At 75.5% G+C, this 24581-nt stretch carries 24 protein-coding genes; 11 read left to right on the top strand and 13 right to left on the bottom strand.

Going from position 1 to position 24581, the window contains the following annotated elements:
• Positions 1–28: 28 nt before the first annotated feature.
• The 3 genes from ACIBPC_RS11135 to ACIBPC_RS11125 all read right to left on the bottom strand — a co-directional run bounded on the left by ACIBPC_RS11135 (position 29) and on the right by ACIBPC_RS11125 (position 1438).
• Positions 29–325 carry a hypothetical protein gene (locus ACIBPC_RS11135; RefSeq protein ID WP_398842966.1) on the bottom strand — a complete coding sequence of 99 codons (297 nt, stop codon included), beginning with the start codon at positions 323–325 and terminating at the stop codon, positions 29–31.
• Positions 322–771, bottom strand: coding sequence for a winged helix-turn-helix domain-containing protein (locus tag ACIBPC_RS11130; RefSeq protein ID WP_362960675.1), 450 nt, complete (start codon positions 769–771; stop codon positions 322–324). The genes ACIBPC_RS11135 and ACIBPC_RS11130 overlap by 4 nt, the downstream gene beginning before the upstream one ends.
• Positions 772–934: 163 nt before the next feature.
• Positions 935–1438: a hypothetical protein gene (locus tag ACIBPC_RS11125; protein WP_362960678.1), complete on the bottom strand. Its 504-nt coding sequence runs from the start codon at positions 1436–1438 to the stop codon at positions 935–937.
• A gap of 84 nt (positions 1439–1522) precedes the next feature.
• On the opposite strand from ACIBPC_RS11125, the gene ACIBPC_RS11120 reads away from it, so the two are divergent.
• Positions 1523–3661: a protein kinase gene (locus tag ACIBPC_RS11120; protein WP_398842962.1), complete on the top strand. Its 2139-nt coding sequence runs from the start codon at positions 1523–1525 to the stop codon at positions 3659–3661.
• A 32-nt stretch (positions 3662–3693) separates the two neighbouring features.
• The gene (locus tag ACIBPC_RS11115; RefSeq protein ID WP_398842960.1) at positions 3694–4461 is read left to right on the top strand and encodes a hypothetical protein; all 768 of its coding nucleotides are present in this window, start codon (positions 3694–3696) and stop codon (positions 4459–4461) included.
• Between the two features lie 57 nt (positions 4462–4518).
• On the opposite strand, the gene ilvD is transcribed toward ACIBPC_RS11115, so the two are convergent.
• Complete coding sequence (ilvD, locus tag ACIBPC_RS11110) at positions 4519–6360, bottom strand: dihydroxy-acid dehydratase (RefSeq protein WP_398842957.1); 1842 nt, start codon at positions 6358–6360, stop codon at positions 4519–4521.
• Positions 6361–6487: 127 nt separating this feature from the next.
• A complete protein-coding gene (locus tag ACIBPC_RS11105; RefSeq protein ID WP_362960690.1) occupies positions 6488–7351 on the bottom strand; it encodes a hypothetical protein in 864 nt (287 codons plus the stop codon).
• A 35-nt stretch (positions 7352–7386) separates the two neighbouring features.
• Here ACIBPC_RS11105 and ACIBPC_RS11100 point away from each other — a divergent pair, with 35 nt between their 5' ends.
• Positions 7387–8319: a Ppx/GppA family phosphatase gene (locus tag ACIBPC_RS11100; protein ID WP_398842953.1), complete on the top strand. Its 933-nt coding sequence runs from the start codon at positions 7387–7389 to the stop codon at positions 8317–8319.
• A 40-nt stretch (positions 8320–8359) separates the two neighbouring features.
• On the opposite strand, the gene ACIBPC_RS11095 is transcribed toward ACIBPC_RS11100, so the two are convergent.
• Together ACIBPC_RS11095 and ACIBPC_RS11090 are read right to left on the bottom strand one after the other, a co-directional pair.
• A complete protein-coding gene (locus ACIBPC_RS11095) occupies positions 8360–9097 on the bottom strand; it encodes an ABC transporter permease (RefSeq protein WP_362960696.1) in 738 nt (245 codons plus the stop codon).
• Positions 9094–9912 carry an ABC transporter ATP-binding protein gene (locus ACIBPC_RS11090; protein WP_362960699.1) on the bottom strand — a complete coding sequence of 273 codons (819 nt, stop codon included), beginning with the start codon at positions 9910–9912 and terminating at the stop codon, positions 9094–9096. Before ACIBPC_RS11090 ends, ACIBPC_RS11095 begins: the two co-directional genes overlap by 4 nt.
• Positions 9913–10003: 91 nt before the next feature.
• Between ACIBPC_RS11090 and ACIBPC_RS11085 the strand changes: the two genes are divergently transcribed.
• Positions 10004–10837, top strand: coding sequence for a sugar phosphate isomerase/epimerase family protein (locus ACIBPC_RS11085; RefSeq protein ID WP_398842949.1), 834 nt, complete (start codon positions 10004–10006; stop codon positions 10835–10837).
• A complete protein-coding gene (locus ACIBPC_RS11080) occupies positions 10834–11493 on the top strand; it encodes a TetR family transcriptional regulator (RefSeq protein ID WP_362960704.1) in 660 nt (219 codons plus the stop codon). Before ACIBPC_RS11085 ends, ACIBPC_RS11080 begins: the two co-directional genes overlap by 4 nt.
• Positions 11494–12737: 1244 nt before the next feature.
• Here ACIBPC_RS11080 and ACIBPC_RS11075 read toward each other — a convergent pair.
• Positions 12738–14399, bottom strand: coding sequence for a hypothetical protein (locus ACIBPC_RS11075; protein WP_398842945.1), 1662 nt, complete (start codon positions 14397–14399; stop codon positions 12738–12740).
• A 125-nt stretch (positions 14400–14524) separates the two neighbouring features.
• On the opposite strand from ACIBPC_RS11075, the gene radA reads away from it, so the two are divergent.
• The 3 genes from radA to ACIBPC_RS11060 all read left to right on the top strand — a co-directional run bounded on the left by radA (position 14525) and on the right by ACIBPC_RS11060 (position 17799).
• Complete coding sequence (gene radA / locus ACIBPC_RS11070) at positions 14525–15934, top strand: DNA repair protein RadA (protein WP_362960710.1); 1410 nt, start codon at positions 14525–14527, stop codon at positions 15932–15934.
• A 42-nt stretch (positions 15935–15976) separates the two neighbouring features.
• Positions 15977–17101 (top strand): DNA integrity scanning diadenylate cyclase DisA, encoded by a 1125-nt coding sequence (gene disA, locus ACIBPC_RS11065; protein ID WP_362960713.1) that lies wholly within the window; start codon positions 15977–15979, stop codon positions 17099–17101.
• A 113-nt stretch (positions 17102–17214) separates the two neighbouring features.
• Positions 17215–17799: a histidine phosphatase family protein gene (locus ACIBPC_RS11060; RefSeq protein WP_398842941.1), complete on the top strand. Its 585-nt coding sequence runs from the start codon at positions 17215–17217 to the stop codon at positions 17797–17799.
• A 620-nt stretch (positions 17800–18419) separates the two neighbouring features.
• Here ACIBPC_RS11060 and ACIBPC_RS11055 read toward each other — a convergent pair.
• Positions 18420–18851 (bottom strand): GNAT family N-acetyltransferase, encoded by a 432-nt coding sequence (locus ACIBPC_RS11055; protein WP_398842939.1) that lies wholly within the window; start codon positions 18849–18851, stop codon positions 18420–18422.
• A gap of 30 nt (positions 18852–18881) precedes the next feature.
• A complete protein-coding gene (locus ACIBPC_RS11050) occupies positions 18882–19658 on the bottom strand; it encodes a hypothetical protein (protein ID WP_398842936.1) in 777 nt (258 codons plus the stop codon).
• 190 nt (positions 19659–19848) lie between these two features.
• Between ACIBPC_RS11050 and ACIBPC_RS11045 the strand changes: the two genes are divergently transcribed.
• Positions 19849–20769 (top strand): A/G-specific adenine glycosylase, encoded by a 921-nt coding sequence (locus tag ACIBPC_RS11045; protein ID WP_398842934.1) that lies wholly within the window; start codon positions 19849–19851, stop codon positions 20767–20769.
• Positions 20770–20787: 18 nt separating this feature from the next.
• Here the strand turns inward: ACIBPC_RS11045 and ACIBPC_RS11040 are convergent, their stop codons facing one another.
• The gene (locus tag ACIBPC_RS11040; protein WP_398842931.1) at positions 20788–21429 is read right to left on the bottom strand and encodes an NADPH-dependent F420 reductase; all 642 of its coding nucleotides are present in this window, start codon (positions 21427–21429) and stop codon (positions 20788–20790) included.
• Between the two features lie 78 nt (positions 21430–21507).
• On the opposite strand from ACIBPC_RS11040, the gene ACIBPC_RS11035 reads away from it, so the two are divergent.
• Positions 21508–21927 carry a winged helix-turn-helix transcriptional regulator gene (locus ACIBPC_RS11035; RefSeq protein ID WP_398842929.1) on the top strand — a complete coding sequence of 140 codons (420 nt, stop codon included), beginning with the start codon at positions 21508–21510 and terminating at the stop codon, positions 21925–21927.
• 16 nt (positions 21928–21943) lie between these two features.
• Here the strand turns inward: ACIBPC_RS11035 and ACIBPC_RS11030 are convergent, their stop codons facing one another.
• Positions 21944–22369: an ATP-binding protein gene (locus tag ACIBPC_RS11030; RefSeq protein WP_362960733.1), complete on the bottom strand. Its 426-nt coding sequence runs from the start codon at positions 22367–22369 to the stop codon at positions 21944–21946.
• Positions 22370–22580: 211 nt separating this feature from the next.
• Between ACIBPC_RS11030 and ACIBPC_RS11025 the strand changes: the two genes are divergently transcribed.
• Positions 22581–23468, top strand: coding sequence for an alpha/beta hydrolase (locus ACIBPC_RS11025; RefSeq protein WP_398842927.1), 888 nt, complete (start codon positions 22581–22583; stop codon positions 23466–23468).
• Between the two features lie 619 nt (positions 23469–24087).
• Here ACIBPC_RS11025 and ACIBPC_RS11020 read toward each other — a convergent pair.
• Positions 24088–24579 (bottom strand): tetratricopeptide repeat protein, encoded by a 492-nt coding sequence (locus ACIBPC_RS11020; RefSeq protein ID WP_362960738.1) that lies wholly within the window; start codon positions 24577–24579, stop codon positions 24088–24090.
• Positions 24580–24581: the final 2 nt, after the last annotated feature.

Here is a 24581-nt window from a genome sequence, read left to right as displayed (position 1 = left end):
CGGCGGGCGCGGGCGGGCGGGCGAGCGGTCAGTCGAGTTCGCGCATCATGCGTTCCATGGAGGAGACGGACTTGCGGGTCTCGGCCAGCTCGTCGGTGTAGCGGCGGAGGATCTCGGTGTTGTCCTCCAGCAGTTCCGCGTACTTGGCGGCGAGGCGGCGGTACTCGTCGTCGCGGCGGGCGACGAGGCGGGCGCGCCAGGCGGCGGAGACCTGCCAGACGATGACGATGAGCAGGACGAAGATGCCTATGGAACCGGCGGCGGCGGCCCACGTGCCCGCCGGGTCGTCGGCCAGGGTCACCATCGAGTCGTGCGCGGGGGTCATGCTCTTCTCGCTTTCCTGGCGGTCGTCCCGGAGGTCCCGGGTGACGCGCCGCCGTCCGGCCGGGGGGCCGGGTCCTCTGGGGGAGCGGTCGGGGTGGGGAGGGTGAGGGTGCGCGCCGCCTCCGCGAGGGTGGCGGGCGTCAGTTCGTAGACGAACGGCGTGACCTCGAAGTACTTCATCGCCTTGCCGTCGGCGCCGGTCTCCGTCGTTCCGGTGACGAGTCCTGCGGCCTCCAGGCGCTGGAGGTGCATGTGGAGCAGCGGGCGGCCGATGCCGATCTCGCGGGCGAGGCGGCTGACGTAGTTCCGCCGCTCGGCGAGGGCGGCAAGGATGCGCATGCGGTGCGGGTTGCTCAGGGCGGCCAGGACGGCGAGCAGCTGGTTCCCGGTGGGCGCGGCGTCGGGCTCGTCTGCGGGGCGGACCTGCCCGTCGCCTCCGCTGCCCATGCCGTCCCGTCCCCTCTGCCCGCGCGTCCTGGCCGGCCTCACGTCCCGTCGCGTCCCGCGGCGGCACAGCAGAAGGCTCGCAGGCGCGGCGGTGACCCGTCAATGTTTTCTGACAGGTGTCGGGGTTGGTTCCGGGACGCCTCGGGGTTTCCCCTGAGGCGCGTCAGCGGCGCTTGCGGCGCTTGGGGTTGCCGGACCTGCGCCCCGTGCGGCGGCGGTGGCGTTCGAGCGCGGCCTCGTGGTCCTGCCGCAGCAGCTTCTCGCCCGGCGCCTCGACGGTGCTGCGCAGCGCGTACGCCAGCAGCAGGCCGACGAAGCCGACGATCTTGATGCTGCGGAACGCCGACTCGTCCGTGGCGTTCGCGGGCCGGGGACGCACGTAGCCGGTCCACGCGCGGGTGAACGTGATGGCGGTGCACAGCACCAGCGCGAGGATCACCAGGGAGCGCAGCCAGGACGCGGTGTCCGTGCCGGTCAGGGCGAGGACGCACAGCCACAGCAGGAGCAGGCCGAGCAGCGTCAGCACGGTCGCGGCGAGCGTCAGCAGGACGCGGCGCAGGGCGTAGCCGCCGGAGTGGTCGACCCACGTCGTGCCGTAGAACCGGATCGGGTCGGGCGCCGGCTCCCGGTCGGCGTCGGGAGCGGGGGGCCGGGCAGACTTGGACATGCGGTCGATTATGTCGGCACCGTGCGGGGCGCCCGCACCCCAGTACGCTGTCCCCCGCAACGCGGCATACCGGGGGGAGTTGCCATGACGGACGACCGGCGCAGCCGGGGTACAGCGCCGGAGCGCCTGGGCGAGTACGTGTTGGAACGGCGCCTGGGCAGCGGCGGCATGGGGGTGGTGCATCTCGCGCGCACGGTCGGCGGGCGGGCGCTGGCCGTGAAGGTGGTCAGGCCCGAGTACGCGCGCGACCCGGGTTTCCGGGCGCGTTTCCGCCGGGAGGTGGAGGCGGCGCGGCGGGTCAGCGGCGCGTTCACGGCGCCGGTGGTGGACGCGGACCCGGACGGCGACCCGCCGTGGCTGGCCACCCTGTACGTGCCGGGCGGCTCGCTGACGGACCGGATAGACAGGGACGGTCCGCTCTCGCCCGCCGAGGCGGCGCGGCTGGGGGCGCAGCTCGCGGAGGCGCTGCGGGACATCCACCGCTGCGGCCTGGTCCACCGGGACCTCAAGCCGGGGAACGTGCTGCTGGCCGAGGACGGCGTGCGGCTGATCGACTTCGGCATCTCGCGGGCGCTGAGCGACAGCCACCGGCTGACGGAGGACGGGGCGGTGCTCGGCTCGCCGCCGTTCATGGCGCCGGAGCAGCTCACCGGGGGCGCCGAGGTGACGGCGGCGGCGGACGTGTTCGCGCTGGGCGCGGTGGTGGCGTACGCCGTGATGGGCCGCAGCCCGTTCGAGTCGGGCGGGGACCTGCTGGCGGCGGCGTACCGCGTGGTGCACGAGGAGCCGGACGTGGACGACGTGCCGGACGCGCTGCTCGACCTGGTGACGCGCTGCCTGGCCAAGGACCCGGCGCGGCGGCCGGACGTGCCGGAGCTGCTGCGCATGGCGGTGGCGGCGGACAGCCGGGAGCGCGCGGCGCCGGGCGGGCCCGCGTACTGGCCGGAACCGGCGGGCGAGCAGCGCGTCTCGGTGCCGCTGCCGGACACGGCGCCGGGGGTGCCCGCGCGGCGCCGCAGGCACTGGACGGCGGCGGTGGCGGCGGGCGCGGTGCTCGCGGTGGCGGGCGTCGGGGTGTGGCTGGCGGAGCCGTGGGATGACGGGGGGAACGGCGGGGGCGGGACGGTCGCGGGTGAGGGCGAGGGCGAGGGGCAGTCGGCGGCGGAGGAGGAGTTCCGGCCCTGGGAGAAGGACCTGCGGGATTTCGGCGTGCTCGACGCCGCCACGGGCGGCTTCTCCTGCGACGACGCCGCGTCCCGCCTGCTGTGCACCACCGGCGGCGAGCTGTCCGTCGTGCTCGACAGGAACGGCGAGGAGCGCTTCCGGCACCACGGGCCGCGCGACGCGCTGCTCGGCCCCGCCGGCATCCCGGGCGAGGACGGCGCGGTCTACACCCGTTCGGACAAGGGCCTGGTCGCGCTCGACGCGGAGGGCGCCGAGCTGTGGGAGATCGACGCGCCGCAGCTGATGGGCACCCTCCACGACCTCGGCGGCGTCCTCGCCCTCCAGAACGGCGACAGCACCCTGCGCTTCTACCGGACGGCGGACCGCGAGCAGGCCGGTCTGTGGGAGGCGCCGGGCCGCTACGTCACCGGCACGGCGGCGCACGGCGACCGGCTGCTCGTGGAGACGCGGGACGACGCGTCGGGCGGCGACCCGCAGCTGATGCTGCTCGACGCGACGGGGCAGGAGGTCTGGCCGCTGCCGGTGGCGCCGCCGCCCGAGGCGGCCGGGATGCTGGACCTGATCGGCATGGACGGCGCGACGGCGTACTTCCAGGAGCACGACCCGGAGGTGCCGGTCATCACGGCCGTCCTGGCGCTCGACGTGGGCGTCGGCGGCGGCTGGACGCGCACGGAGCTGCCGTACCCGTCCGAGCCGCGCGGCGTGCTGGGGGACGGCGTGGTGTACGTGTCGGCGATGAACGGGCAGGTCACGGCGGTGGACCCGGTGGCGGGCGAGGTGCTGTGGGACGTGGACACCGGGGTGCGGACGCCGTCGGCGCCCGCCGTGGAGGACGGGTCGCTGTACCTGTCGGACGCGGAGGGGCGGCTCTACCGGGTGGACGCGGCGGACGGGTCGGTCGCCTGGCGCGGGGAACCGCACCCCGGGTCGCCCGGCCTGGGCAGCGACGGCTGGGCACCGGCGCCCGTGGTCACGGACGAGGGCGTGGCGTACGTGGTGACGCTGGGCAACACGTTGTACGCGACGCCTGTCGGCTGACGGCGGGCACCGCCCCGCTACGATCGTCGGCCATGATCGCGGAAGAGCCCACCGGGGCACGGCAGTTCCTCGACACCCTCGCCAGGCTGTGGGGCGAGGAGGACGACGAGTGGTGCTTCGAGGCGGTGGCGGACGGGTCGGCGCTGGTGGCGCGCACCGTCGTCGAGTACCGGTCGGCCCCGGACGCCCGGCTGGTGGCGCTCGTCGACGCGCGGGCGCTCGACACGACGGTCACCGTGGACGACGTCGCGCGGGTCGCGGACCTCGCCGCCCGGGTGGGCACCGCGCCGCTGGACGAGGGCCGTCCCGCGGCGTTCGTCTGCACGCGCCGCGTGCCGTCGGCGGAGGCGGTCCAGGCGGCCTGCCTGCGGGGCGTGCGGATTCTGAGCGTGCGCGAGCTGGAAGGGGGCCGCTGGGGTTACGACCGCCCCGTGCTGTCGTCCCAGGAGTTCACGCAGCCGCGGGACGCCGCCGCGATCGGCGAGGACCAGTGGGCGTCCCTGCACGCCGATGCCGACCGCGCGGTGTTCCGTGACGCGCGGGGGGTCGCGTTCTCGTCGTTCGAAGGCCTGCGCGCCGTGCTGGAGTGGGAGGAGGAGACCGAGGTCTCCTCCTGGGGCAGCGCGTGGGGCCGGCGGCGGTTCGGGATGCCCGCCGGGACGTCGATGGTGCTCCCCGGCCATCCGCCCGTGCCCGTCGGCGGCGTGACCCTGACCTTCCACCGGGAGACCCGCGCGCTTCCCGCCACGCGGGAGGAGGGCGCCTTCCGCGAACTGCTGTCCGTCTGGCTGTGGGGCTGACGCCCGCGTACCCCTGGGGTGCGCGGGCGCCTCAGCCGCCTCGTACCGTGGGGGGGGTCAGCCCTCCAGCAGCGTCACGTCACGGACGGCGCCCTTGTCGGCGCTGGTCACCATCGCCGCGTACGCCCGCAGCGCCAGGGAGACCTTGCGGTCGCGGGACTCCGGCGCGTACCGGCCGCCCAGTGCCTCGCGGCGCGCGGCCAGCTCGTCCTCGGGGACCAGCAGTTCCATGCGCCGGCTGGGGATGTCGATCCGGATCGGGTCGCCGTCGCGGACCAGGGCGATGGTGCCCCCGGCCGCCGCCTCGGGCGAGGCGTGGCCGATGGACAGGCCGGACGTGCCGCCGGAGAAGCGGCCGTCCGTGACCAGCGCGCACTTCTTGCCCAGGCCGCGGCCCTTGAGGAACGACGTGGGGTGCAGCATCTCCTGCATGCCGGGGCCGCCGCGCGGGCCCTCGTACCGGATGACGATGACGTCGCCCTCCTTCACCCGCTTGGTGAGGATGGCGTCCACCGCGTCCTCCTGCGAGTCCACGACGAGGGCCGGGCCCTCGAAGACCCAGATCGACTCGTCCACGCCCGCGGTCTTCACGACCGCGCCGTCCTCGGCGAGGTTGCCGTACAGGACGGCGAGGCCGCCCTCGACGGAGTAGGCGTGGGCCATGTCGCGGATGCAGCCGTTCGCCGCGTCGGTGTCCAGGGTGTCCCAGCGCTCGGACTGGGAGAACGCGCTGGCCGAGCGGACGCAGCCGGGCGCGGCGTGGAACAGCTCGACCGCCTCGGGCGAGGGGGAGCCGCCGCGGATGTCCCAGGTCTTCAGCCAGTCGGCGAGGGAGTCGCTGTGGACGGTGTGCACGTCCTCGTTCAGCAGCCCGCCCCGGTACATCTCGCCCAGGATCGCGGGGATACCGCCGGCGCGGTGGACGTCCTCCATGTAGTACGAGCCGTTGGGCGCCACCTTGGAGAGGCAGGGCACGCGGCGCGACAGGGCGTCGATCTCCTGGAGGCCGAAGTCCAGTCCGGCCTCCTGGGCGGCGGCCAGCAGGTGGAGGATCGTGTTGGTGGAGCCGCCCATGGCGATGTCGAGGGCCATGGCGTTCTCGAACGCGGCGCGGGAGCCGACGGCGCGGGGCAGGACGGTCGCGTCGTCCTCGTCGTAGAAGCGCTTGGCCAGCTCGACCACGGTGCGCCCGGCGTTCTCGTACAGGGCGCGGCGGGCGGTGTGGGTGGCGAGGACCGAGCCGTTGCCGGGCAGGGAGAGGCCGATGGCCTCGGTGAGGCAGTTCATCGAGTTGGCGGTGAACATGCCGGAACAGGACCCGCAGGTGGGGCAGGCGTTGTTCTCGATGCGCAGCAGGTCCTCGTCGGACACCCCCTCGTCGGCGGCGTCGGCGATGGCGTTGATGAGGTCGAGCTTGCGGACGGTGCCGTCCACCAGCGTGGCCGTGCCGGACTCCATGGGGCCGCCGGACACGAAGACCGTCGGGATGTTGAGGCGCATCGCCGCCATCAGCATGCCGGGGGTGATCTTGTCGCAGTTGGAGATGCAGATCAGCGCGTCCGCGCAGTGCGCCTCCACCATGTACTCGACGGAGTCGGCGATCAGGTCGCGGGAGGGCAGCGAGTAGAGCATGCCGCCGTGGCCCATCGCGATGCCGTCGTCCACGGCGATGGTGTTGAACTCGCGGGGCACGCCGCCCGCCGCCTTGATCGCCTCGGACACGATCCGGCCGACCGGCTGGAGGTGGGTGTGGCCGGGCACGAACTCGGTGAAGCTGTTGGCGACCGCGATGATCGGCTTGCCGAAGTCCTCACGCGCTACGCCGGCGGCCTGGAGCAGGGCGCGGGCGCCTGCCGCGTTGCGGCCGTGGGTGACGGTGCGGGACCTCAGTGTCGCCATGGTGATCTGCTCTCCTCACGAGGCTGTGCGGCTACCCGGTCGAGGCTACGCCTTGCGCCCGCGTTCCGGGACCGCGATATCGCGATACGAGACGTGCGGCCCGTCACGCCGGGAGTTCCCCGAGGGGTCAGGAGACGGCGTCCGGTACCGGGTCGGCCGGGTGCGGGGCGAGCAGCGGCAGGAGGCGGGCGCCGGGCGGGGTCGCGGCCTGGGCGGCGAGCCGGGCCTCGCACATCTGGGCGAGGACGTCGTAGCCCTCCTTGCCCATCATCTCGACCAGCTCGGGACGGTACGTGACGTACAGCGGCTCGCTCGCCGTGTGCGCGGCGGGGGCGCCGGTGCACCACCAGTGCAGGTCGTGGCCGCCGCCGCCCCAGCCCCTGCGGTCGTACTCGCCGATGGACACGTGGAGGACCTGCTCGCCGTCCGGGAGGTCCACCCAGTCGTACGTGCGGCGCACGGGGAGCTGCCAGCACACGTCGGGCTTGGTCTCCAGGGGCTGGCGGCCCTCGGCGAGCGCCAGGGTGTGCAGCGCGCAGCCCTCGCCGCCGGGGAATCCGGGGCGGTTGAGGAAGATGCAGGCGCCCTCGAAGCGGCGGGTGCGCAGCTCGCCGTCCTCGTCGGGCTCGGTCCAGCCGTCCGGGCCCTGGGCCTCGTCGTGGAACTGCCAGGTCTCCGGGGTGAGGCGCTCGGCGTGCCCGGCGACGCGGCGTTCGTCGTCCTCGTCGGAGAAGTGCGCGCCGAGGGAGCAGCAGCCGTCGCTGGCGCGGCCCGCCTGGATGCCCTGGCAGCCGCGGCCGAAGACGCAGTTCCAGCGCGACGTGAGCCAGGTGAGGTCGCAGCGGAACACCTGCTCGGCGTCGGCGGGGTCGGGGAACTCGACCCACGCCCTGGCGTGGTCGAGCGCGACCTCCTCGCCCGCCGCGCGCCGCCGCGCGCCGTCGAGCTGCTTGTGCGCCTTGCCCGGCTTCGCCCTCTTCGTCTTCGCCACACGGCCAGAGTAGTGGGACGGTAGCGTTGACCCTCATGAGACTCGGTGTTCTCGACGTCGGTTCGAACACAGTTCACCTGCTGGTGGTGGACGCGCACCCAGGGGCGCGTCCCCTGCCCGCGTACTCCCACAAGACCGAGCTGCGGCTCGCCGAACTGCTCGACGGGCACGGCGCGATCGGCCCCGAGGGGGTGGACCGGCTGGTGGCGACCGTGCGCGAGGCCCTCGTGGTCGCGGAGGACCAGGGCGTGGCGGACCTGCTGCCGTTCGCCACCTCGGCGGTGCGGGAGGCGGCCAACGCGGACGAGGTGCTGCGGCGGGTGGCCCTGGAGACGGGCGTCGACCTGCGGGTGGTGTCCGGTCCCGACGAGGCGCGGCTGACGTTCCTGGCGGCGCGGCGGTGGCTGGGCTGGTCGTCGGGGCGGCTGCTGATGTTCGACATCGGCGGCGGGTCCCTGGAGATCGCCTGCGGGGTGGACGAGGAGCCGGACGCGGCGGTGTCGCTTCCGCTGGGCGCGGGGCGGCTGACGGCGGCGCGGCTGCCGGGCGATCCGCCGGACCCGGCGGACGTACGGGCGCTGCGGCGGGACGTGCGGTCGCAGGTCGCGGACGTGGTGCGGGACTTCACGCGGCTGGGGCGCCCCGACCGGGTGGTGGGGACGTCGAAGACGTTCAAGCAGCTCGCGCGGATGGCGGGCGCGGCGCGGTCGGCCGACGGGCTGTACGTGCGGCGGGAGCTGAGCCGTGCCGACCTGCGGACGTGGCAGCAGAAGCTGGCGGGGATGCCGGTGCGGGAACGGCTGCTGCTGCCGGGGGTGTCGGAGGGGCGTGCGCGTCAGCTGCTGGCGGGGGCGCTGGTCGCGGAGGCGGCGATGGACCTGTTCGGGGTGGAGGTGCTTGAGGTCTGCCCGTGGGCGCTGCGGGAGGGCGTCATCCTGCGGCAGCTGGACGGGATGCGGTCGGCCTGACGCGGCGGGTGCGCGTCAGGCCGGGAGGGGCGTGCGTGGGTCAGGCGGTGCGGCGGCGCAGGGTCGCGGCGCCCAGGCCGAGCAGTCCGACGGCGTAGGCGGCGACGATGACGATGTCGCGCCAGTAGTCCCCGGTCAGGTCGGTGTGGCGCAGCACCTGCTCCATGCCGTCCACCGAGTAGGACATCGGCAGGACGTTGGAGGCGTACTCCAGGACCGGCTGCATGGTGTCGCGGGGTGCGAAGAGGCCGCACAGCAGGATCTGCGGGAAGATCATGGCGGGCATGAACTGCACAGCCTGGAACTCCGATGCGGCGAAGGCGGAGACGAACAGGCCCAGTGCCGTGCCGAGCAGCGCGTTGAGCAGGGCGACGAGCAGCAGGAACCACGGTGAGCCCGCGACGGTCAGGTCCAGGAACCACAGGGCGACGCCGGTGGCGACCCCGGCCTGCACGACGGCGAACGCGCCGAACGCCAACGCGTAGCCGGCGATCAGGTCGCCCTTGCCCAGCGGCATGGTCAGCAGCCGCTCCAGCGTGCCGGAGGTGCGTTCGCGCAGGGTGGCGATGGACGTCACGAGGAACATCGTGACCATCGGGAAGATGCCGAGCAGGGAACTGCCGATGCGGTCGAAGGCGGCGCGGTCGGCGTCGAAGACGTAGTAGAGGATCACCAGCAGCAGCACCGGCACCAGGATCAGCAGCGCGATGGTGCGGGGGTCGTGGCGCAGCTGGCGCAGGACGCGGTGGGCAGTGGCGAGCGTACGGGCGGCGTTCATCGGGCGTTGTTCCCCTCTGCGGTGTCGTCGGCGCCGTCGGCGTCCTCCGCGTCGGCGACGAGGCGCAGGAACGCGTCCTCCACCGTCGCGGCGCCGGTGCGCTCGCGCAGTTCCGCCGGGCTGCCCTCGGCGAGCAGGCGGCCCTCGCGCAGCAGCAGGAGCCGGTCGCAGCGGTCGGCCTCGTCCATCACGTGCGACGAGATGAGCAGCGTCGCCCCGCGCTCGGCCGCGAGGCGGTGGAAGAGGTCCCACAGGCTGCGGCGCAGCACGGGGTCGAGGCCGACGGTCGGCTCGTCCAGGACCAGCAGGTCCGGGGTGCCGAGGAGCGCGACGGCCAGGGAGACGCGGGAGCGCTGGCCGCCGGAGAGCACGCCGGTGAGGGCGTCGGTGTGGCGGGTGAGGTCGACGTCGGCGAGCGTCCGCTCCACGCGGTCGCGCCGCTCGGGGCGCGGGATGCCCAGCACGGCGGCGTAGTAGTCGAGGTTCTGGCGGACGGTGAGGTCGCGGTAGACGGACGGCGCCTGGGTGACGTAGCCGATGCGGTGGCGCAGGGCCGGGGCGCCGGCCGGGCTGCCGAGGACGGTCAGCTCGCCCGTGACCTTGGCCTGGGCGCCGACGACGGCGCGCATCAGTGTCGTCTTCCCGCAGCCGGAGGGGCCGAGGAGCCCGGTGACGGTCCCGGCGGTGACGGCGAAGTCGATCCCCTTGAGCACCCGCGCGGTGCCGCGGCGCACGGCGAGGCCGCGGGCACGGACGGCGGGCCCGTCCGGCGCTCCGTCGGTGGGCGCCCCGCCCGTCGGCAGTTTATTAATCATGCGTTTAATTAATCATCCTGAGCGGCCACCGTCAAGCCGCCGGACGCCCGCTCCCGGCCGGACCGCCGCACGGCCCCGTACGCTTGGCGGCGTGGTCCCACAGGTACGCGTCCCGGCCGCGAAGGTCGCGCTCTCCACCGCCTCGGTGTATCCGGAGAACACCGAGGCGGCGTTCGAGATAGCCGGGCGGCTCGGCTACGACGGGGTCGAGGTCATGGTCTGGACCGACCCGGTGAGCCAGGACGTCGAGGCACTGCGGCGCCTGTCCGACCTGCACGGCGTCCCGATCCTGGCCGTGCACGCCCCCTGCCTGCTCGTCACCCAGCGCGTGTGGACCACCGACCCGTGGCGGAAGCTCACGACGGCCCGCGCGGCGGCCGAACGGCTCGGCGCCTCCACCGTGGTCGTGCACCCGCCGTTCCGCTGGCAGCGCTCGTACGTCCGGGACTTCGTCACCGGCATGCACCGCATCGCGGAGGAGACGGACATCACGTTCGCCGTCGAGAACATGTATCCGTGGCGCTACCGCGACCGCGAACTCCAGGCGTACGCCCCCGGCTGGGACCCCACGGACGACGACTTCCCCACCTACACCCTCGACCTGTCCCACACCGCCACCTCGCGCTCCGACGCGCTGGCCATGGCGGCGCGGATGGGCGACCGCCTCGGGCACGTCCACATCGCCGACGGCACCGGCTCGGGCAAGGACGAGCACCTGGTGCCGGGGCGCGGCACGCAGCCGTGCGCGGAACTGCTCGAAGGCCTGGCCACCGCCGGATACGGCGGCCATGTCGTCGCCGAGATCAACACCCGGCGCGCCGCCTCGTCCGCGCAGCGCGAGGCGGACCTCGCGGAGGCGCTGGCGTTCATCCGGCTGCACCTCGCCGCCCCGGCGGGCAGCGTCCCGCGCGAGACGCGGCCGTGACCGCACCGGCTGGCGGGACGCCGGGCGGGGAGCGGCGGCGCGGCCCCGGCAGGCCGCCGCGCAGCCGCGACGGGGACGAGGCGCCGGGGACGCGGGAACGCATCCTGGCGTCGGCGCGCGCCGAGTTCGGCGAGCGGGGGTACGACCGGGCGTCGATCCGCGCCATCGCGCGCGGCGCGGAGGTCAACCCGGCGCTCGTGCACCACTACTTCGGCACCAAGGAAGGCGTCTTCGCCGCCGCCGTGGCCGCCGCCACGCGGCCCGCGGCACAGGCGCTGCCGGACGGGGACGGCTTCCCGGCGGCGGAGTTCGGGGTGCGCTTCACGCGGCTGTTCTTCGGGATCTGGGAGGACGAGGCGACGCGGACGCCGCTGCTCGCGGTGGTCCGTTCGGCGCTGGACAACGAGGCCGCCGCCCGCATCTTCCAGCGCTTCGTGCGCGACGAGCTGCTGTCCCGGGTGGCGGGCGGGCTGGGCGCGCCGGACGCCGAGATGCGCGCCGAGCTGGCGGCCGGGCAGCTGATCGGCGTGGTGCTGATGCGGTACGCGCTGCGGATCGAGCCGCTGGCGAGCGCGGACGCCGAGGAGCTGGTCGCGCGGCTGGCGCCCGTGGTGCAGCACCACCTCACCGGCACCCCCGGCACGATGCCCGCCTGACGCGTACCGGCCACGGCCGCATCCGGCGGCCTGCCGGACCGGGGCCCGCAGCTGCACTCCGTCCACCACCGGGAACGGCCTGCGCCCTGCCGCCCGCCGCCCGCTGACGGACCGGCGGTGGCGGGGCGGGGCAGCCGGACGGGCGGGAACAATGCCGCCACCGGACACCGCGTTCCGCCTGGTCACTGCCGCAGGACGGCCATCACCGACCGTCCGGCCGTCGGAACAGGCTCGGGCGGTTCGTCACCACACGGGCAGAGTTCACGCCCGGCGGTCGCGCACACGCGCCGAGCGCCCGGTCGGCCCGGCGGCCCAGCCGGGGGCGCGGCGATTGCACCTGGTCGGCCCGGGGCGGGATCGCCCGCCGGCCGTCCGGGCGGGTCAGGCAGGGTCCGGTGCCGCCGGGCCGGGGCCCTCGTGACCGGACCGCATGCGCCCCGCCGACGGACCGGCGGTGACGTGGCGAGGTCGCCGAACAGGCGGGGGCGGTGCCGCCACCGACGACGGACCGGCGGTGGCGTGGCGGGGCGGGGCAGCCGGACGGGCGGGAACAATGCCGCCACCGGACACCGCGTTCCGCCTGGTCACTGCCGCGGGACGGCCATCACCGACCGTCCGGCCGCCGGAGCAGGCTCGGGCGGTTCGTCACCACGCGGGCAGGGTTCACGCCCGGCGGTCGCGCACACGTGGCAAGAGCCTGGCGGGTCAGGCAGGGCCCGGGGGAAGGCCCCGCCCGCGTGGGCCATCGGGGCGCGGCGATCGCCCTGGTCGGCCCGGGGCAGAATCGCCCACCCGGCCGTCCGGGCGAGTCAGGCAGGGCCCGGTGCCGCCGGGGCCCCGTGACCCGACGGCATGCGCCCCGCCGACGGACCTGCGGTGCCGACGCCTGTGCCGCTACCCCGCCGAGCATTCGGCGGCAAGAAGCCGGGCCACCGGGCGCCGTGCAACGCCTGGTCGTCGCTGCGGACGGACATCGCCGACCGTCCGGCGGGCTCCGCCGGTCCGCTGGCATGCAGGGCAAAAGTCGGGCCCTTTCCGGCGGAGGAAGTCCGGCCCGCCCTGCTGCGTCACGCGCGGCAAGAGCCTGGTCGGCCCGGGGCAGGACTCACCCCCGGCCGTCCAGGCCGACGAAGTGGCGTCCGTCGTCGCGCACCGGGACCGGCGGGGCGGAAAGCGCCATTTCGTCCAACCGACAGGTGAGATGGCGCCCGGCGGTGACACGGTGGGTGCGGCGGGCACGCGGGTCAGGCGGGGTCCGGTTCCGGGTCGGGGGACGCGGTGCCGGTCGGGGTGGGCTCCGCCGGTTCCTCCGGCTCGGTGGGCTGCGGCTGGCTCGGGGAAGGACCGGGCTCCGGGGCGCCGCCGCCCTCGACCGTGATGACCGCGGCGGCCGGTTCCACCGTGATGCGCGCGCGCCACGGCCCGGCCGGTTCCCGCGCGGGATCGACCGTCACCTCGACGACCTCGCTCTCCCCCGGCCGCAGCGTCCCCGATGTGCGGCTCGGCAGCAGCCAGTCCGCGTCGGCGGTGAGGGTCCACGCGACCGGCTCGCCGCCCGACGCGGTGAGCGTGATCCGCGTACCCGCGCCCGTGGGGGCGGCCTCCGCGGTGATCCGCCCGGGACCCGCGTCACCCTCCCCCGCCGTCCCCTCACTGTCCGCCGCGTCCTGGCCGGTGTCCGGCTCGGCCGAGGGGTCGTCGCCTTCCTGCGCCGCCGCCCCGTCGTCACCGCCCGTACGGTCACGCCCGTCGCCCGCCGCGCCGTCCTCCACCGTGCCCCCGCCGCCGACGCCGCCGTACCGCAACTCCCCGCCGCCACCGGACCCGGTGAGCACGCCGTCCTGCGCCGTCGCCGCCGCGTCCTCGCCCCGCGCCCGTTCCCCAGTCGGCGCGCCCTCCTCGTACGCCGCCCACAGCGCCAGCACCGGCGCGGCCACCACGGCGGCGACGACCGCGGTCGTCAGGGCCCGTCCGCGCAGCTTCTCGCGGCGCGCGGCGCGCTCCTTCTCGTCCACGGGGAAACCGGCGCGGTCGTAGCGCGGCGTGTGCTGGGCGCGCGCCCTGAGGATCGCCAGGCGGGCCGCCTCGACCGCCGCGCGCGGGGCGGGGAGGACCGCCAGCCGCGTCTGCGCGGCGGGCCTGCCGCCCGGCCAGGAGACGGCGGCCATGGCGCGCTGGGCGACGAGGCGGCAGGCGGGGCAGTCGTCCACGTGCCGGATCAGTTCGCGGCGCATGCCGGAGCCGAGGAGGAGCCGCCGGTCGTCACCGGCGAGGGCGGCGGTGGCCGGGCAGCCCGCCGACTCCAGGGCGGCGAGGGCGGCGCGGGTGCGTTCGACCTCGCGGGCGCCGGTGGTGACGAGGGTGTGCGCGGCGCTTTCGGACAGGCGCAGGACGCGGGCGACGTCCCGTACGGGCAGCTGGTGGCGGACGGTCAGTTCCAGTGCCTCGTGCTGCGGCTGGGTCGTCCCCGCGGCCTCCGGCCAGGAGAGCGCGGCGAGTTCGCGGCGGCGGCGCCTGGCCTCGGTGTCGTCGCCCACCACGTGGGGGGCTTCCGGGCGGGTGTCGGCCGTGGTGCCGCGGCGGGCGGAGAGGCGGCGCAGGCAGGACCAGCGTGCGAGCGCGTAGAGCCAGGGCCGCAGGAGGGCGGGCGCGGTGGGGCGGCGGCCGCGTTCGTCCTGCCGCTCGGCCAGGGCGAGGGCTTCGCCGAGGGCGGCGGTCGCGGCGTCGTGCTCGCCCAGGATCGACAGGCAGTACGTGAACAGTCCGTCGAGGTGCGCGTCGTCGTACGCCGTGCCGGGCGGGGCGGGGACCGGCTCCGGTGCGCCGGGGCCGGTGGTGTCGGCTGGGGCGGTGGGGTCGGGGCGGGGTGCCGTGTGCGGCGCCCGGTCGCGGCTGCTGGTCCTCACCCGGCGACCGTAGGCGCCCGGCGGGGGCGGGACGGGCCCTGAGCGGGGAGGTTCCCTCAAACGGGTGATCGCCTGGGCCGGTACGGACGGCGGGGCTGTCAGTGGGCGGCGGTAGCGTTCCGGTCATGGCTCGTAAAGCTGATCGTCCCGCCTACCGGTGCACGGAGTGCGGCTGGTCCACCGCGAAGTGGCTCGGCCGCTGCCCCGAGTGCCACGCGTGGGGCACGGTCGAGGAGGTCGGCGCGGCCCCGGCCGTGCGGACGGCCGCCGTGACCCGCGTGGCCACGCCCGCCGTGCCGATCGGCCAGGTGGACGGGGGCCAGGCGGCGGCGCGCAGCACGGGGGTGCCCGAGCTGGACCGGGTGCTCGGCGGCGGTCTCGTGCCGGGGGCGGTGGTGCTGCTGGCGGGCGAGCCGGGGGTGGGGAAGTCCACGCTGCTGCTGGACGTGGCGGCCAAGGCGGCGTCGGCGGACCACCGAACGCTGTATGTGACGGGCGAGGAGTCGGCGGGCCAGGTGCGGATGCGGGCGGACCGCATCGGGGCGCTGCACGACCACCTCTACCTCGCGGCCGAGACGGACCTCGGCTCGGTCCTCGGGCAGTTGGACGCGGTGAAGCCGGGGCTGCTCATCCTCGACTCGGTGCAGACGATCGCCTCGGCGGAGGTGGACGGGGCGCCGGGCGGCATGGCGCAGGTGCGCGAGGTGGCGGGGGCGGTGATCCGGGCGTCGAAGGAGCGCGGCATGTCCACGCTGCTCGTCGGGCACGTCACAAAGGACGGCGCGATCGCGGGCCCGCGGCTGCTGGAGCACCTGGTGGACGTGGTGCTGAACTTCGAGGGCGACCGGCACGCGCGGCTGCGGCTGGTGCGCGGCGTGAAGAACCGGTACGGCGCGACCGACGAGGTCGGCTGCTTCGAGCTGCACGACGGGGGCATCACGTCGCTCGCCGACCCGTCGGGGCTCTTCCTGACCCGGCGCGACGAGCCGGTCCCCGGCACCTGCCTGACCGTGACGCTGGAGGGCCGCCGCCCACTGGTCGCCGAGGTGCAGTCGCTGACGGTGGCCAGCCAGATCCCGTCCCCGCGCCGTACGACGTCGGGTCTGGAGACGTCCCGGGTGTCGATGATGCTGGCGGTGCTGGAGCAGCGGGGGCAGATCTCGGCACTGGGGAAGAACGACATCTACACGGCGACGGTCGGCGGCGTCCGGCTGTCGGAGCCGGCCGCCGACCTGGCGGTGGCGCTGGCGCTGGCCAGCGCGGCGAGCGACACCCCGCTGCCGAAGAACCTGGTGGCGATCGGCGAGGTGGGGCTCGCGGGCGAGGTGCGGCGGGTGACGGGCGTGCAGCGGCGGCTGGCGGAGGCGTCGCGGCTCGGTTTCACGCACGCGCTGGTCCCCGCGGACTCGGGGGAACGGCCGCCGGGGATGCGGGTCCTGGAGGTCGCGGACATAGGGGAGGCCCTGCGCGTACTGCCCGGGGGCAGGGAGCGGCGGAGGGCGGAGTCCGGCGGGCGCGAGGAGGCGCGCCGGTAGACTCGTGCGCACTAAGCGCAGATTCGTCCCCCGGAGGAACGCATGGCAGCCAGCGACCGGCCGGCGAGCACCGGCAGGCCGGGTGGTGCCCCCGGGGGTGACACCCCGTTGCGCGCGGCGCTGAGCGCGGTGGCGCCCGGCACCCCGCTGCGGGACGGTCTCGAACGCATCCTGCGGGGCAACACGGGCGGGCTGATCGTGCTGGGCATCGACCGCACGGTCGAGTCGCTGTGCACGGGCGGCTTCGTGCTGGACGTCGAGTTCACGGCGACGCGGCTGCGCGAGCTGTGCAAGCTGGACGGCGCGGTCGTCGTGGACCGGGACATCTCCCGCATCGTGCGGGCGGGCGTGCAGCTGGTGCCGGACCCGAGCATCCCCACGGAGGAGACGGGCACGCGGCACCGCACGGCGCAGCGGGTGTCCATCCAGACGGGCTTCCCCGTCGTCTCGGTCAGCCAGTCGATGCGGCTGGTGGCGCTCTACCTGGACGGCCAGCGCCGCGTGCTGGAGGACTCGGGCGCGATCCTGTCCCGGGCCAACCAGGCGCTCGCCACGCTGGAGCGGTACAAGCTGCGGCTCGACGAGGTGACGGGCACGCTGTCCGCGCTGGAGATCGAGGACCTGGTGACGGTCCGCGACGTCGCGGCGGTCGCGCAGCGCCTGGAGATGGTCCGGCGGATCGCGGCCGAGATCGCCGAGTACGTCGTGGAGCTGGGCACGGACGGCAGGCTGCTGTCGCTCCAGCTGGACGAGCTGATCGCGGGCGTCGAGCCGGAACGGCAGCTGCTCGTCCGCGACTACCTCCCCGACGGCGGCGGCAAGCGGTCCAGGAAGGTCGGCACGGCGCTGGCCGAGCTGGACTCGCTCGACCACGTCGAGCTGCTGGAGCTGGCGGCGGTCGGCCGCGTGCTGGGCGCGGGCTCGGCGCCGGAGGCGCTGGACGCGGCGGTGTCGCCGCGCGGCTTCCGGCTGCTGGCGAAGGTCCCGCGGCTCCCCGGCCTGGTGATCGACCGGCTGGTGGACCACTTCGGGACGCTGCAGAAGCTGCTGGCCGCGAGCGTGGACGACCTCCAGGCGGTGGACGGCGTCGGCGAGACGCGCGCCCGCTCCGTTCGCGAGGGCCTGTCCCGCCTGGCGGAGTCGTCCATCCTGGAACGCTACGTCTGACGCGCGCCGGCCCGCCGCCCCGGCCCACTCGCCGTCCGGCCCGGGGAACGCGCCCGTGTCCGCAGTGAGAGGGGCATCCGTTGAGGTGGACGCCGCCGCCAGGCGGTCCGGTCGTGCACGACCGGGCGGGGACGCCGGTCCGGCTCGTCTACGAGACGCACGCCACCACCACCGACAACGAGGCGGGGATCGCCACCGGCCGACTGCCCGGCGTTCTGTCACCGACCGGACGCCGCCAGGCCGGGGAACTCGGCGACCGCCGCCGCGACGACGGCATCGGGGCGGTGTTCACCTCCGACCTGCACCGCGCCGTGGACACCGCGCGGATCGCCTTCGCGGGCACCGCGGTGCCGATGTTCCAGGACCGCCGCCTGCGTGAATGCGACTACGGACACCTCAACGGCCGCCCCCAGGCAACGCTCGCCCCACTGCGGGCCCGGCACATCGACAAGCCGTTCCCCGGCGGGCAGAGCCACCGAGAAGTCCTGGCCGCCACCGAGGACTTCCTCGGCGACCTGGTCACCCGGTGGGGCGGCAGCCGCGTTCTCCTGATCGCGCATTCGGCCAACCGGTGGGCCCTGGACTGCCTGCTCACCGGCGCGGACCTCGCGGACCTCGTCGCGGCACCGGCCCGCTGGCAGCCCGGATGGGAGTACACCGTCCCACCGCCCGGCGGACGTTCCCGGCCGGAGCCCTAGGGTCTGTCCGGCGGATCTTGTCGCGGCTCACGGCTCCCCCAGATGCCGGTGCATCGCAAGGCGCCGGATCGCAGCTCATACCCGGCCGTATTCGCGCGATGCGGCAACGCAGCGAGGTTCCCCCCGGGCCAAGGAGGCCTGGGAGGTACCCCCACGCCGGGCGTCGTCAGACAGGCAAGACCCGCCGGACAGACCCTAGTGCGGTGGCCGGGAAGGTTTGCCGGGTCACGGCTCCCCCAGCCTGGCGGCTGGGAGTGCTCCCCTGTGCGGTGTATCGCAAGGCGCCGGACAGCCCCTGGGACTCGTGTCTTGCAGATCGTCCCGGGCCGCGCGAGTACAGCCGAAGCCGACCAGCACCGCAGCACGAGCCCTGGGTGTCGGCCCATGGCCGCAGCCGATGCCGTCACCGCATGCGGACGTCACGCCTTGCCGGGCAGTCCCCTCGGAACGCCGTGCAGCGCCGCCGTGTGCCGCAGGGTCATCCCCGGCGCCGGGGACCGCACCGGCTGCAGGGGGAAAGCCCCGCCGCGTCGTCGCGGCGTGCGAGAACGACGAGGGCCGTGGTCGGAGCCGCCGCCGTCACCGCGTACGGACGCCCGCCCCTGCCGCCCGAGGCGGCGTCACGCCTTGCCGGGGCGTTCCCTCGGGCCGCCCTGCAGTGCCGCCGGGTGCCGCAGCGTCATGCCGGGCACCGGGGACATGCCGAGCCGGTCGTAGTACGGCTGGAGAGGCGCGTCGCACAGCAGGTCCACCGAGTAGAACCGCTCGCTGCCCTCCAGCACACGCCGCATCAGCTCCGTGCCGATGCCGCGCCCCTGCCAGGCGGGCAGCACTTCGAGCCACGGGATCGAGGCCGTCAGCACGCCGTCGCTGATCATGGTGACGAAGCCGACCACGCGGCCCGCCGCCCGGTCGACGGCGACCACCGCCCGGTAGCTGCCGCGCAGCACCGCCAGGTGCTGGGCCGGGGAGGCGGCGCGTGGCCACCCCTGGAAGAAGCCGGCGAGCATGTCCTCGGCGACCTCGGTCATGTCGTCGGTGTAGCGGAGCACGTCCCTACCGTTTCCCTCCCGCACGCCCGCTCAGTCCTCGTCGAGGCGGAACGACGTCTGCGCCACCGGGAAGCCGGCCAGTTCCGCCTCGGCGAGGTACGTGCCGGGCGCGGCGGCCGGGCCGGGGCCCGCGTCGCAGTCGGTGACGGACTCCCGCCGGTCCCAGGCGAGGGTGTGGGAGGTGGTGCCGCCGGCCGTGACGCCCACGGGGATCGCGCCCTCGTTGTCCGGGCACTCGGCGGACGACCAGATCCGCTCGTCGTCCACGTCGGCGAGGGTGACGGTCAGCGCCTGGACGCCGAAGTCGACGCTGCAGGGGGCGTCGCCCTCGTTGTGGACGCTGAGGCGCAGCACGGGGTGCCGGCCCTGCGGGTACTCGTTGGCGTCGCTGCGCAGCGAGAGCGTGACGTCCGCGGGGAGGCAGGCCGGGAGCCCGGCGGCGGTGATGTCGCCCTGCCCGTCGCCGTCGCTGTCGCCCGCGCCGTCGCCCGGGGCGCCCTCGGCCGTGCCGCCCCCGCCGTCCTCGCCGTTCGCGGCGTCACCGTCCGACGAGCCCGCGCCGCCGTCCGCGTTCCCGGCGTCCGTCCCGCCGTCGGCGCCATCCGTGCCGTCCGCGCCGTCCGTACCGCCCGACGCCTCGTCACGGCCGCCGGGCCGCTCGTCGATCAGCGACTCGGACGGCGTGGGCCCCGGCGTGATGGACTCGGCGGGCCCGTCGCCGTCGCCGGAGGCCTCAGGACCCCCGCCGCCGCCCCACGGCCGCAGGGCCCAGAGCACCAGCAGGGCGACGACGGCGACGAGCAACATGACAACTGCCCTGCGCCGCCAGTAGATGGAGGACGGCAGAGGCCCGACCGGAGTGCGCAGAGATCCCACGCGGAAACCTTACGAGACATCGGTCACGCCCGATCGCCCCACCCTCGCCTCCGGGCTGCACCGAGACGCGCGGCGCGGGCCGCTTTGTGCCGTGCCCCCGGCATGCCAGGATCGCCTTGCCATGACTGCGACGACAGCGACGACAGCGACGACGGCCGGCTCCGGCCACACGGCCCTGCACTCCCCGGTCATCGACTGGTTCGACAACCACGCCCGCGACCTGCCCTGGCGCCGCCCCGAGGCGGGCGCCTGGGGGGTCATGGTCAGCGAGTTCATGCTCCAGCAGACGCCCGTCAGCCGCGTGCTGCCGGTCTATGAGGAATGGCTGAAACGCTGGCCCCGCCCCGCCGACCTGGCGGCCGAGGCCCCCGGCGAGGCGGTACGCGCCTGGGGTCGGCTCGGCTACCCGCGCCGTGCCCTGCGGCTGCACAGCGCCGCGAGCGCCATAGCGGAACGGCACGGCGGCGAGGTGCCCACCGACCACCACCAGCTCCTCGCGCTGCCCGGCGTCGGCGAGTACACCGCCGCCGCTGTCGCCTCGTTCGCCTACGGCCAGCGGCACGCCGTGCTCGACACGAACGTGCGGCGGGTCTTCGCGCGGGCCGTCACCGGCACGCAGTACCCGCCGAACGCCACGACGGCCGCCGAACGCAAGCTCGCCCGCATGCTGCTGCCCGAGGAGGCCGCGACGGCCGCCCGCTGGGCCGCCGCGACGATGGAGCTGGGCGCCCTGCTGTGCACCGCCCGCAGCCCCGAGTGCGGCCGCTGCCCGATCGCGGACCTGTGCGCGTGGCGTACGGCCGGTTCCCCCGCGCACGAGGGCCCGCCACGGCGCACCCAGACGTACGCGGGCACCGACCGGCAGGTGCGCGGCAAGCTGCTCGCGGTGCTGCGGGAGGCGGTCGGGCCCGTGCCCAGGCCGCTGCTCGACCGGGTGTGGCACGAGCCGGAGCAGCGCAACCGCGCCCTGGCCGGGCTGCTGTCGGACGGTCTCGTCGAGCGCCTGCCGGACGGGCGCTACCGGCTGCCGGGCGCCGACTGAGGCACCGCGCCCCGTTCCTCAGCGGCGGCCGAGCGTGGGCCGGGCGGTGTCCCGGCCCACGCGGGGCAGGACGGTCCTCGCGTCGGCGCCGCCCGCCCACAGCCCGATCAGATACGCGGACGCCGCCTCGGCGAGCCCGGCGCGGTCGAGTCCGCCGCCCGCGACCGGGGTGGCGCCGAGGTCGGTGACGAGCCGCCCCGCGGTTGCCAGCGCCCCGGGGTCGTCGCCGCACAGCGGGACGCCGAGCGGCGCGCCGTCGAAGACCGGCGGTTCCTCGGCCGCCCATACGTCGGCGGGGGCGAACGTGAAGGCCTTGACGACGTGCGCGCCCGGTGCGGCGGCGGCGATCCGTTCGGCCATCGAGGGGCCGCCCGCCGTGGACAGCGTGAGCGTGCCGGGGACGAGCGGGACCGTGCAGTCGACGACGGTGCGGCCGGCCAGCGTGCCGCCGCCCGCGCCGATCGCGGCGAGGACGCCGAGGGCGGCGTGGTCGGGGACGGCGACCAGGACGGCGTCGGTGCCGTGGGCCGCCGCGTCGGCGAACCCGCGGCCGGTACGCCCCGGATCGCGTCCGCTGGTCAGCACGTCGTGTCCGGCGGCGGTCCAGCGGGCGGCGAGGGCGGTGCCGAGACCGCCGGAGCCGAGTATGCCGATGCGCATGGGACGTTCCTCTTCTCGCACGGTGGGTGGAGCGGGCGGCCGTCACCCGGCCCGCCGGGACCGACGGTAGAGAATCCGATGGGCACCGTTCGGTGTCCGACGGACAGGGAGGGACGGACCGTGCCGGACTTCATCGCCGACTGCCGCGCCCGGGTCGGCTTCGACCTGCTGGCGAACACCTGGAACGGCGTGCTGCTGTGGGCCCTGCGCGACGGCCCCTGCCGCCCGTACGCGCTGCGGCGCCGCGTCGGCGGCATCAGCCCCAAGGTGCTGAACGAGACGCTGCGCCGTCTGGAGGCGCACGGCCTGGTGGCGCACCGGCGCTACCGCGAGGCGCCGCCCCGCGTCGAGTACGAGCTGACGGCGCTGGGGCGCACGCTGCTCGGCCCGCTGGAGGCGGTCGGCGACTGGGCGGCCGAGCACGGCGACGCGGTGGTGGCGGCGCGGGAGCAGGAGCGGGAACGGGCGCGCGGGGGGCGGCTCCGGCGCGAGGGCTGAGCGCGGGAGCCGCCTCTCACAGCTGGAACGACACCGTCTTGCCCTGGCCCGGCGTGTGGCGGCACACCTCCCAGCGGCGGGCGCAGCGCGTCAGCAGGAGCAGGCCGCGGCCGTGTTCGTCCTCGTCGGCGGGGGCGCGGTCCGGCGGGTCGAGCGTGCCGGGGGCGCGGTCGTGGACGATGACCTGGAGGTTGCCCTCCTGGGACCAGCAGACCTGGACGTCCACCGGGGGCGGGGTGGGGCAGTGCAGCGAGGCGTTGACCGCGTTGCTGACCACCTCGGAGGTCAACAGGACGGCGGTGTCGATCAGTTCGCCGTTGCGGGGGACCGTCGTGTCGAGGGCGGTCCGCATGGCCTGGCGCACATTGCGCACCCAGGCGGGGTGGGCCGGGAAGCGCAGAGCGAAATCGGCGTTCCCGGAGCGTTCGGGGACGAGGCACATGGCCGTGCTCCTCTCGTGCTCGGTGGGTCCGATGTATTACGGGTTCCTTTTCCACGGCGGCTCAATCAGGGAGGAGCGGCCAAACGTGAATTTCACACGGAAGCCAGGCAGTTCGGGAGGAACGTTCGTTCCCCGGGTCGTGCGCCCGGCGTGATCTGCTTGCGGCAGACGGGACTTCCGGCGCGGGCGGCGCCGTGCCTACCGTCGGCCCATGAACGCGACGCAGCCCCCGCTCCCCGAGGCCGTCACCGGCCGCACCGCCGCGGGGGTCCCCTTCGCCGCCCTGCCGCCGGCCGCCCCGTACCCCGGCGGGCCCGCGCCGCTGATCGTCACCTGGCACATGATGGACGCGCCGGCCACGGAGACGGCCTTCGCCGCCGCGCTGCCGCTGCGCGGGGTGCCCGCCTGGCGGGTGCACCTCGGCATGCCGTGGTGCGGCGCGCGCGCACTGCCGGGCGGGAACGGGGAGGTGGTGGAACGGGCGCGCCGCGACACCGTGCGCGCCTACCTGGAACCGGTGGTCGGCCAGGCCGTGGCCGAGGCCCCGGCGGCGCTCGACGAGATACGGGAACGGTTCCCCGTCGCCGCGGACGCGCCGGTCGGCGTGGTCGGCGGCTCCCTCGGCGGCGCGGTGGCGCTGCGTGTGATGACGGAGGGGCGCGTGCGGGTCGGGGCGGGCGCCGTGGTGAACGGGGCGGTGCGCGTCCGTTCGGTCGTCGGCCTGATCGAGGGCGTGACGGGACGGGCGTACCCGTGGACCGACGCGTCGCGGGCGGTGGCCGACCGGCACGACTTCGTCGCGCGGGCCGGTGACATCGCGCGGGGGGCGCCGTGGCCGCCGCTGCTCATGGTCAGCGGCGACGACGACTTCCCCGGCCTGCGGAAGGACGCGGCCGACCTCGTCGCCGCGCTGCGCGGGCTGTCCGTGGAGGAGGACCACGCGCGGCTGGTGACAGTGCCGGGGCTGGCGCACCCGCTGGCGGAACAGCCCGGTACCGCGCCGGCGCCCCAACTGCCCGCCGCGCGCGTGGTGGACGAGGCGGTGACGGCCTGGTTCACCCACCACCTGCACCGCCTGTTGCCCTCCCCGACCGCCTGACAAGGGCCCGGGGAGCCGTTCCGTCACGGCCGACGAGCCGATGGGCGGCCCGGCGCCGTCATGTCGTCGGACGCGGTGCGTCACAAGGCGGCGCACCCGGCCGTACCGAACGAGGCGGCGAGGCTCACGCCGACCCTCCCGGGCGGGGCCACCACGACACCGCGCCCGGTGCCCGGCAGCCGACCGGCACCCGGGCTTCCCGCCCCACCGGTCGACCGTCCAACGGGTTCGGCCGACGGCCGGGCGACCGACCGGGAGGACATACGCGAGCGCGAATACCGCGCGGCACACCGAAAACCGGCACCGCCCGCCAACCCCCCGGGCAACCGCTCCACCGGTCAACCGCCCAGCGGAGCGGAAGACCAGCGGCAGCCGGCCGGGACACCGGCCCAACGACGCCGCGGTACGGCCCGGCCGACCGGGAAACCCTCCACACCGCGACCGACCCGGCCCACACCGAGAACCGAGATCACACCCCCGGGGGCAACCGCTCCACCGGTCAGCCGTCCGGAGCGCGACAGATCGTCCCGCACGGCGCCCTCGTGGGCCACCACGCACCCGTGGCCGACGAACGGGTGGGCTCCGCGGTGCCGCACCGCGCCCCGGTGAGGCGCGCGCCCTAACCCAGCAGGTCGCCCGCGTACCGCTCCACCGAGCGGCGGTAGCGCGGCAGGTGCCGTGAGAGCGCGGCCAGCAGCAGGGAGACCGCCTCGCGCTCCCGGCCCGCGTCGGTCAGGGACAGGGCGAGGAACGCCGCCAGCGCGTCGTCCAGGTCGTCCGAGGCGACGGCGCGCTCGGCCCGCAGCAGGGAGACGCTCTCCTCGGACCGGCCGAGGTTCCGCAGCGTGCTCGCGAGCTGGATGACGGCCTGCCGCCGCCGCGGCCCCGCCAGCCCCGCGGCCAGCGCGCGCCGGTAGAGATGCGCGGCCTCGGACTCCTGGTCGGTCGCGTCCAGCGCGGACGCCAGCTCGAAGAGCCCGGCGGGGTCCTCGGGGGGCCGTTCGGCGACCAGTTCCTTCATCGCCGCCCGGAAGGCGGCCTCGTCCCGGGAGTCGAACTCGTCCCACAACCGTGCGACACGCCGCTCCCAGTCATCGTCGGTCGTGATCATCG

It is taken from the genome of Streptomyces sp. NPDC049879 (genome assembly GCF_044461265.1).
Classification (GTDB): domain Bacteria; phylum Actinomycetota; class Actinomycetes; order Streptomycetales; family Streptomycetaceae; genus Streptomyces.
The sequence above is the reverse complement of the archived record's forward strand: the minus strand, read 5'-3'. Positions and strand labels throughout refer to the sequence as shown.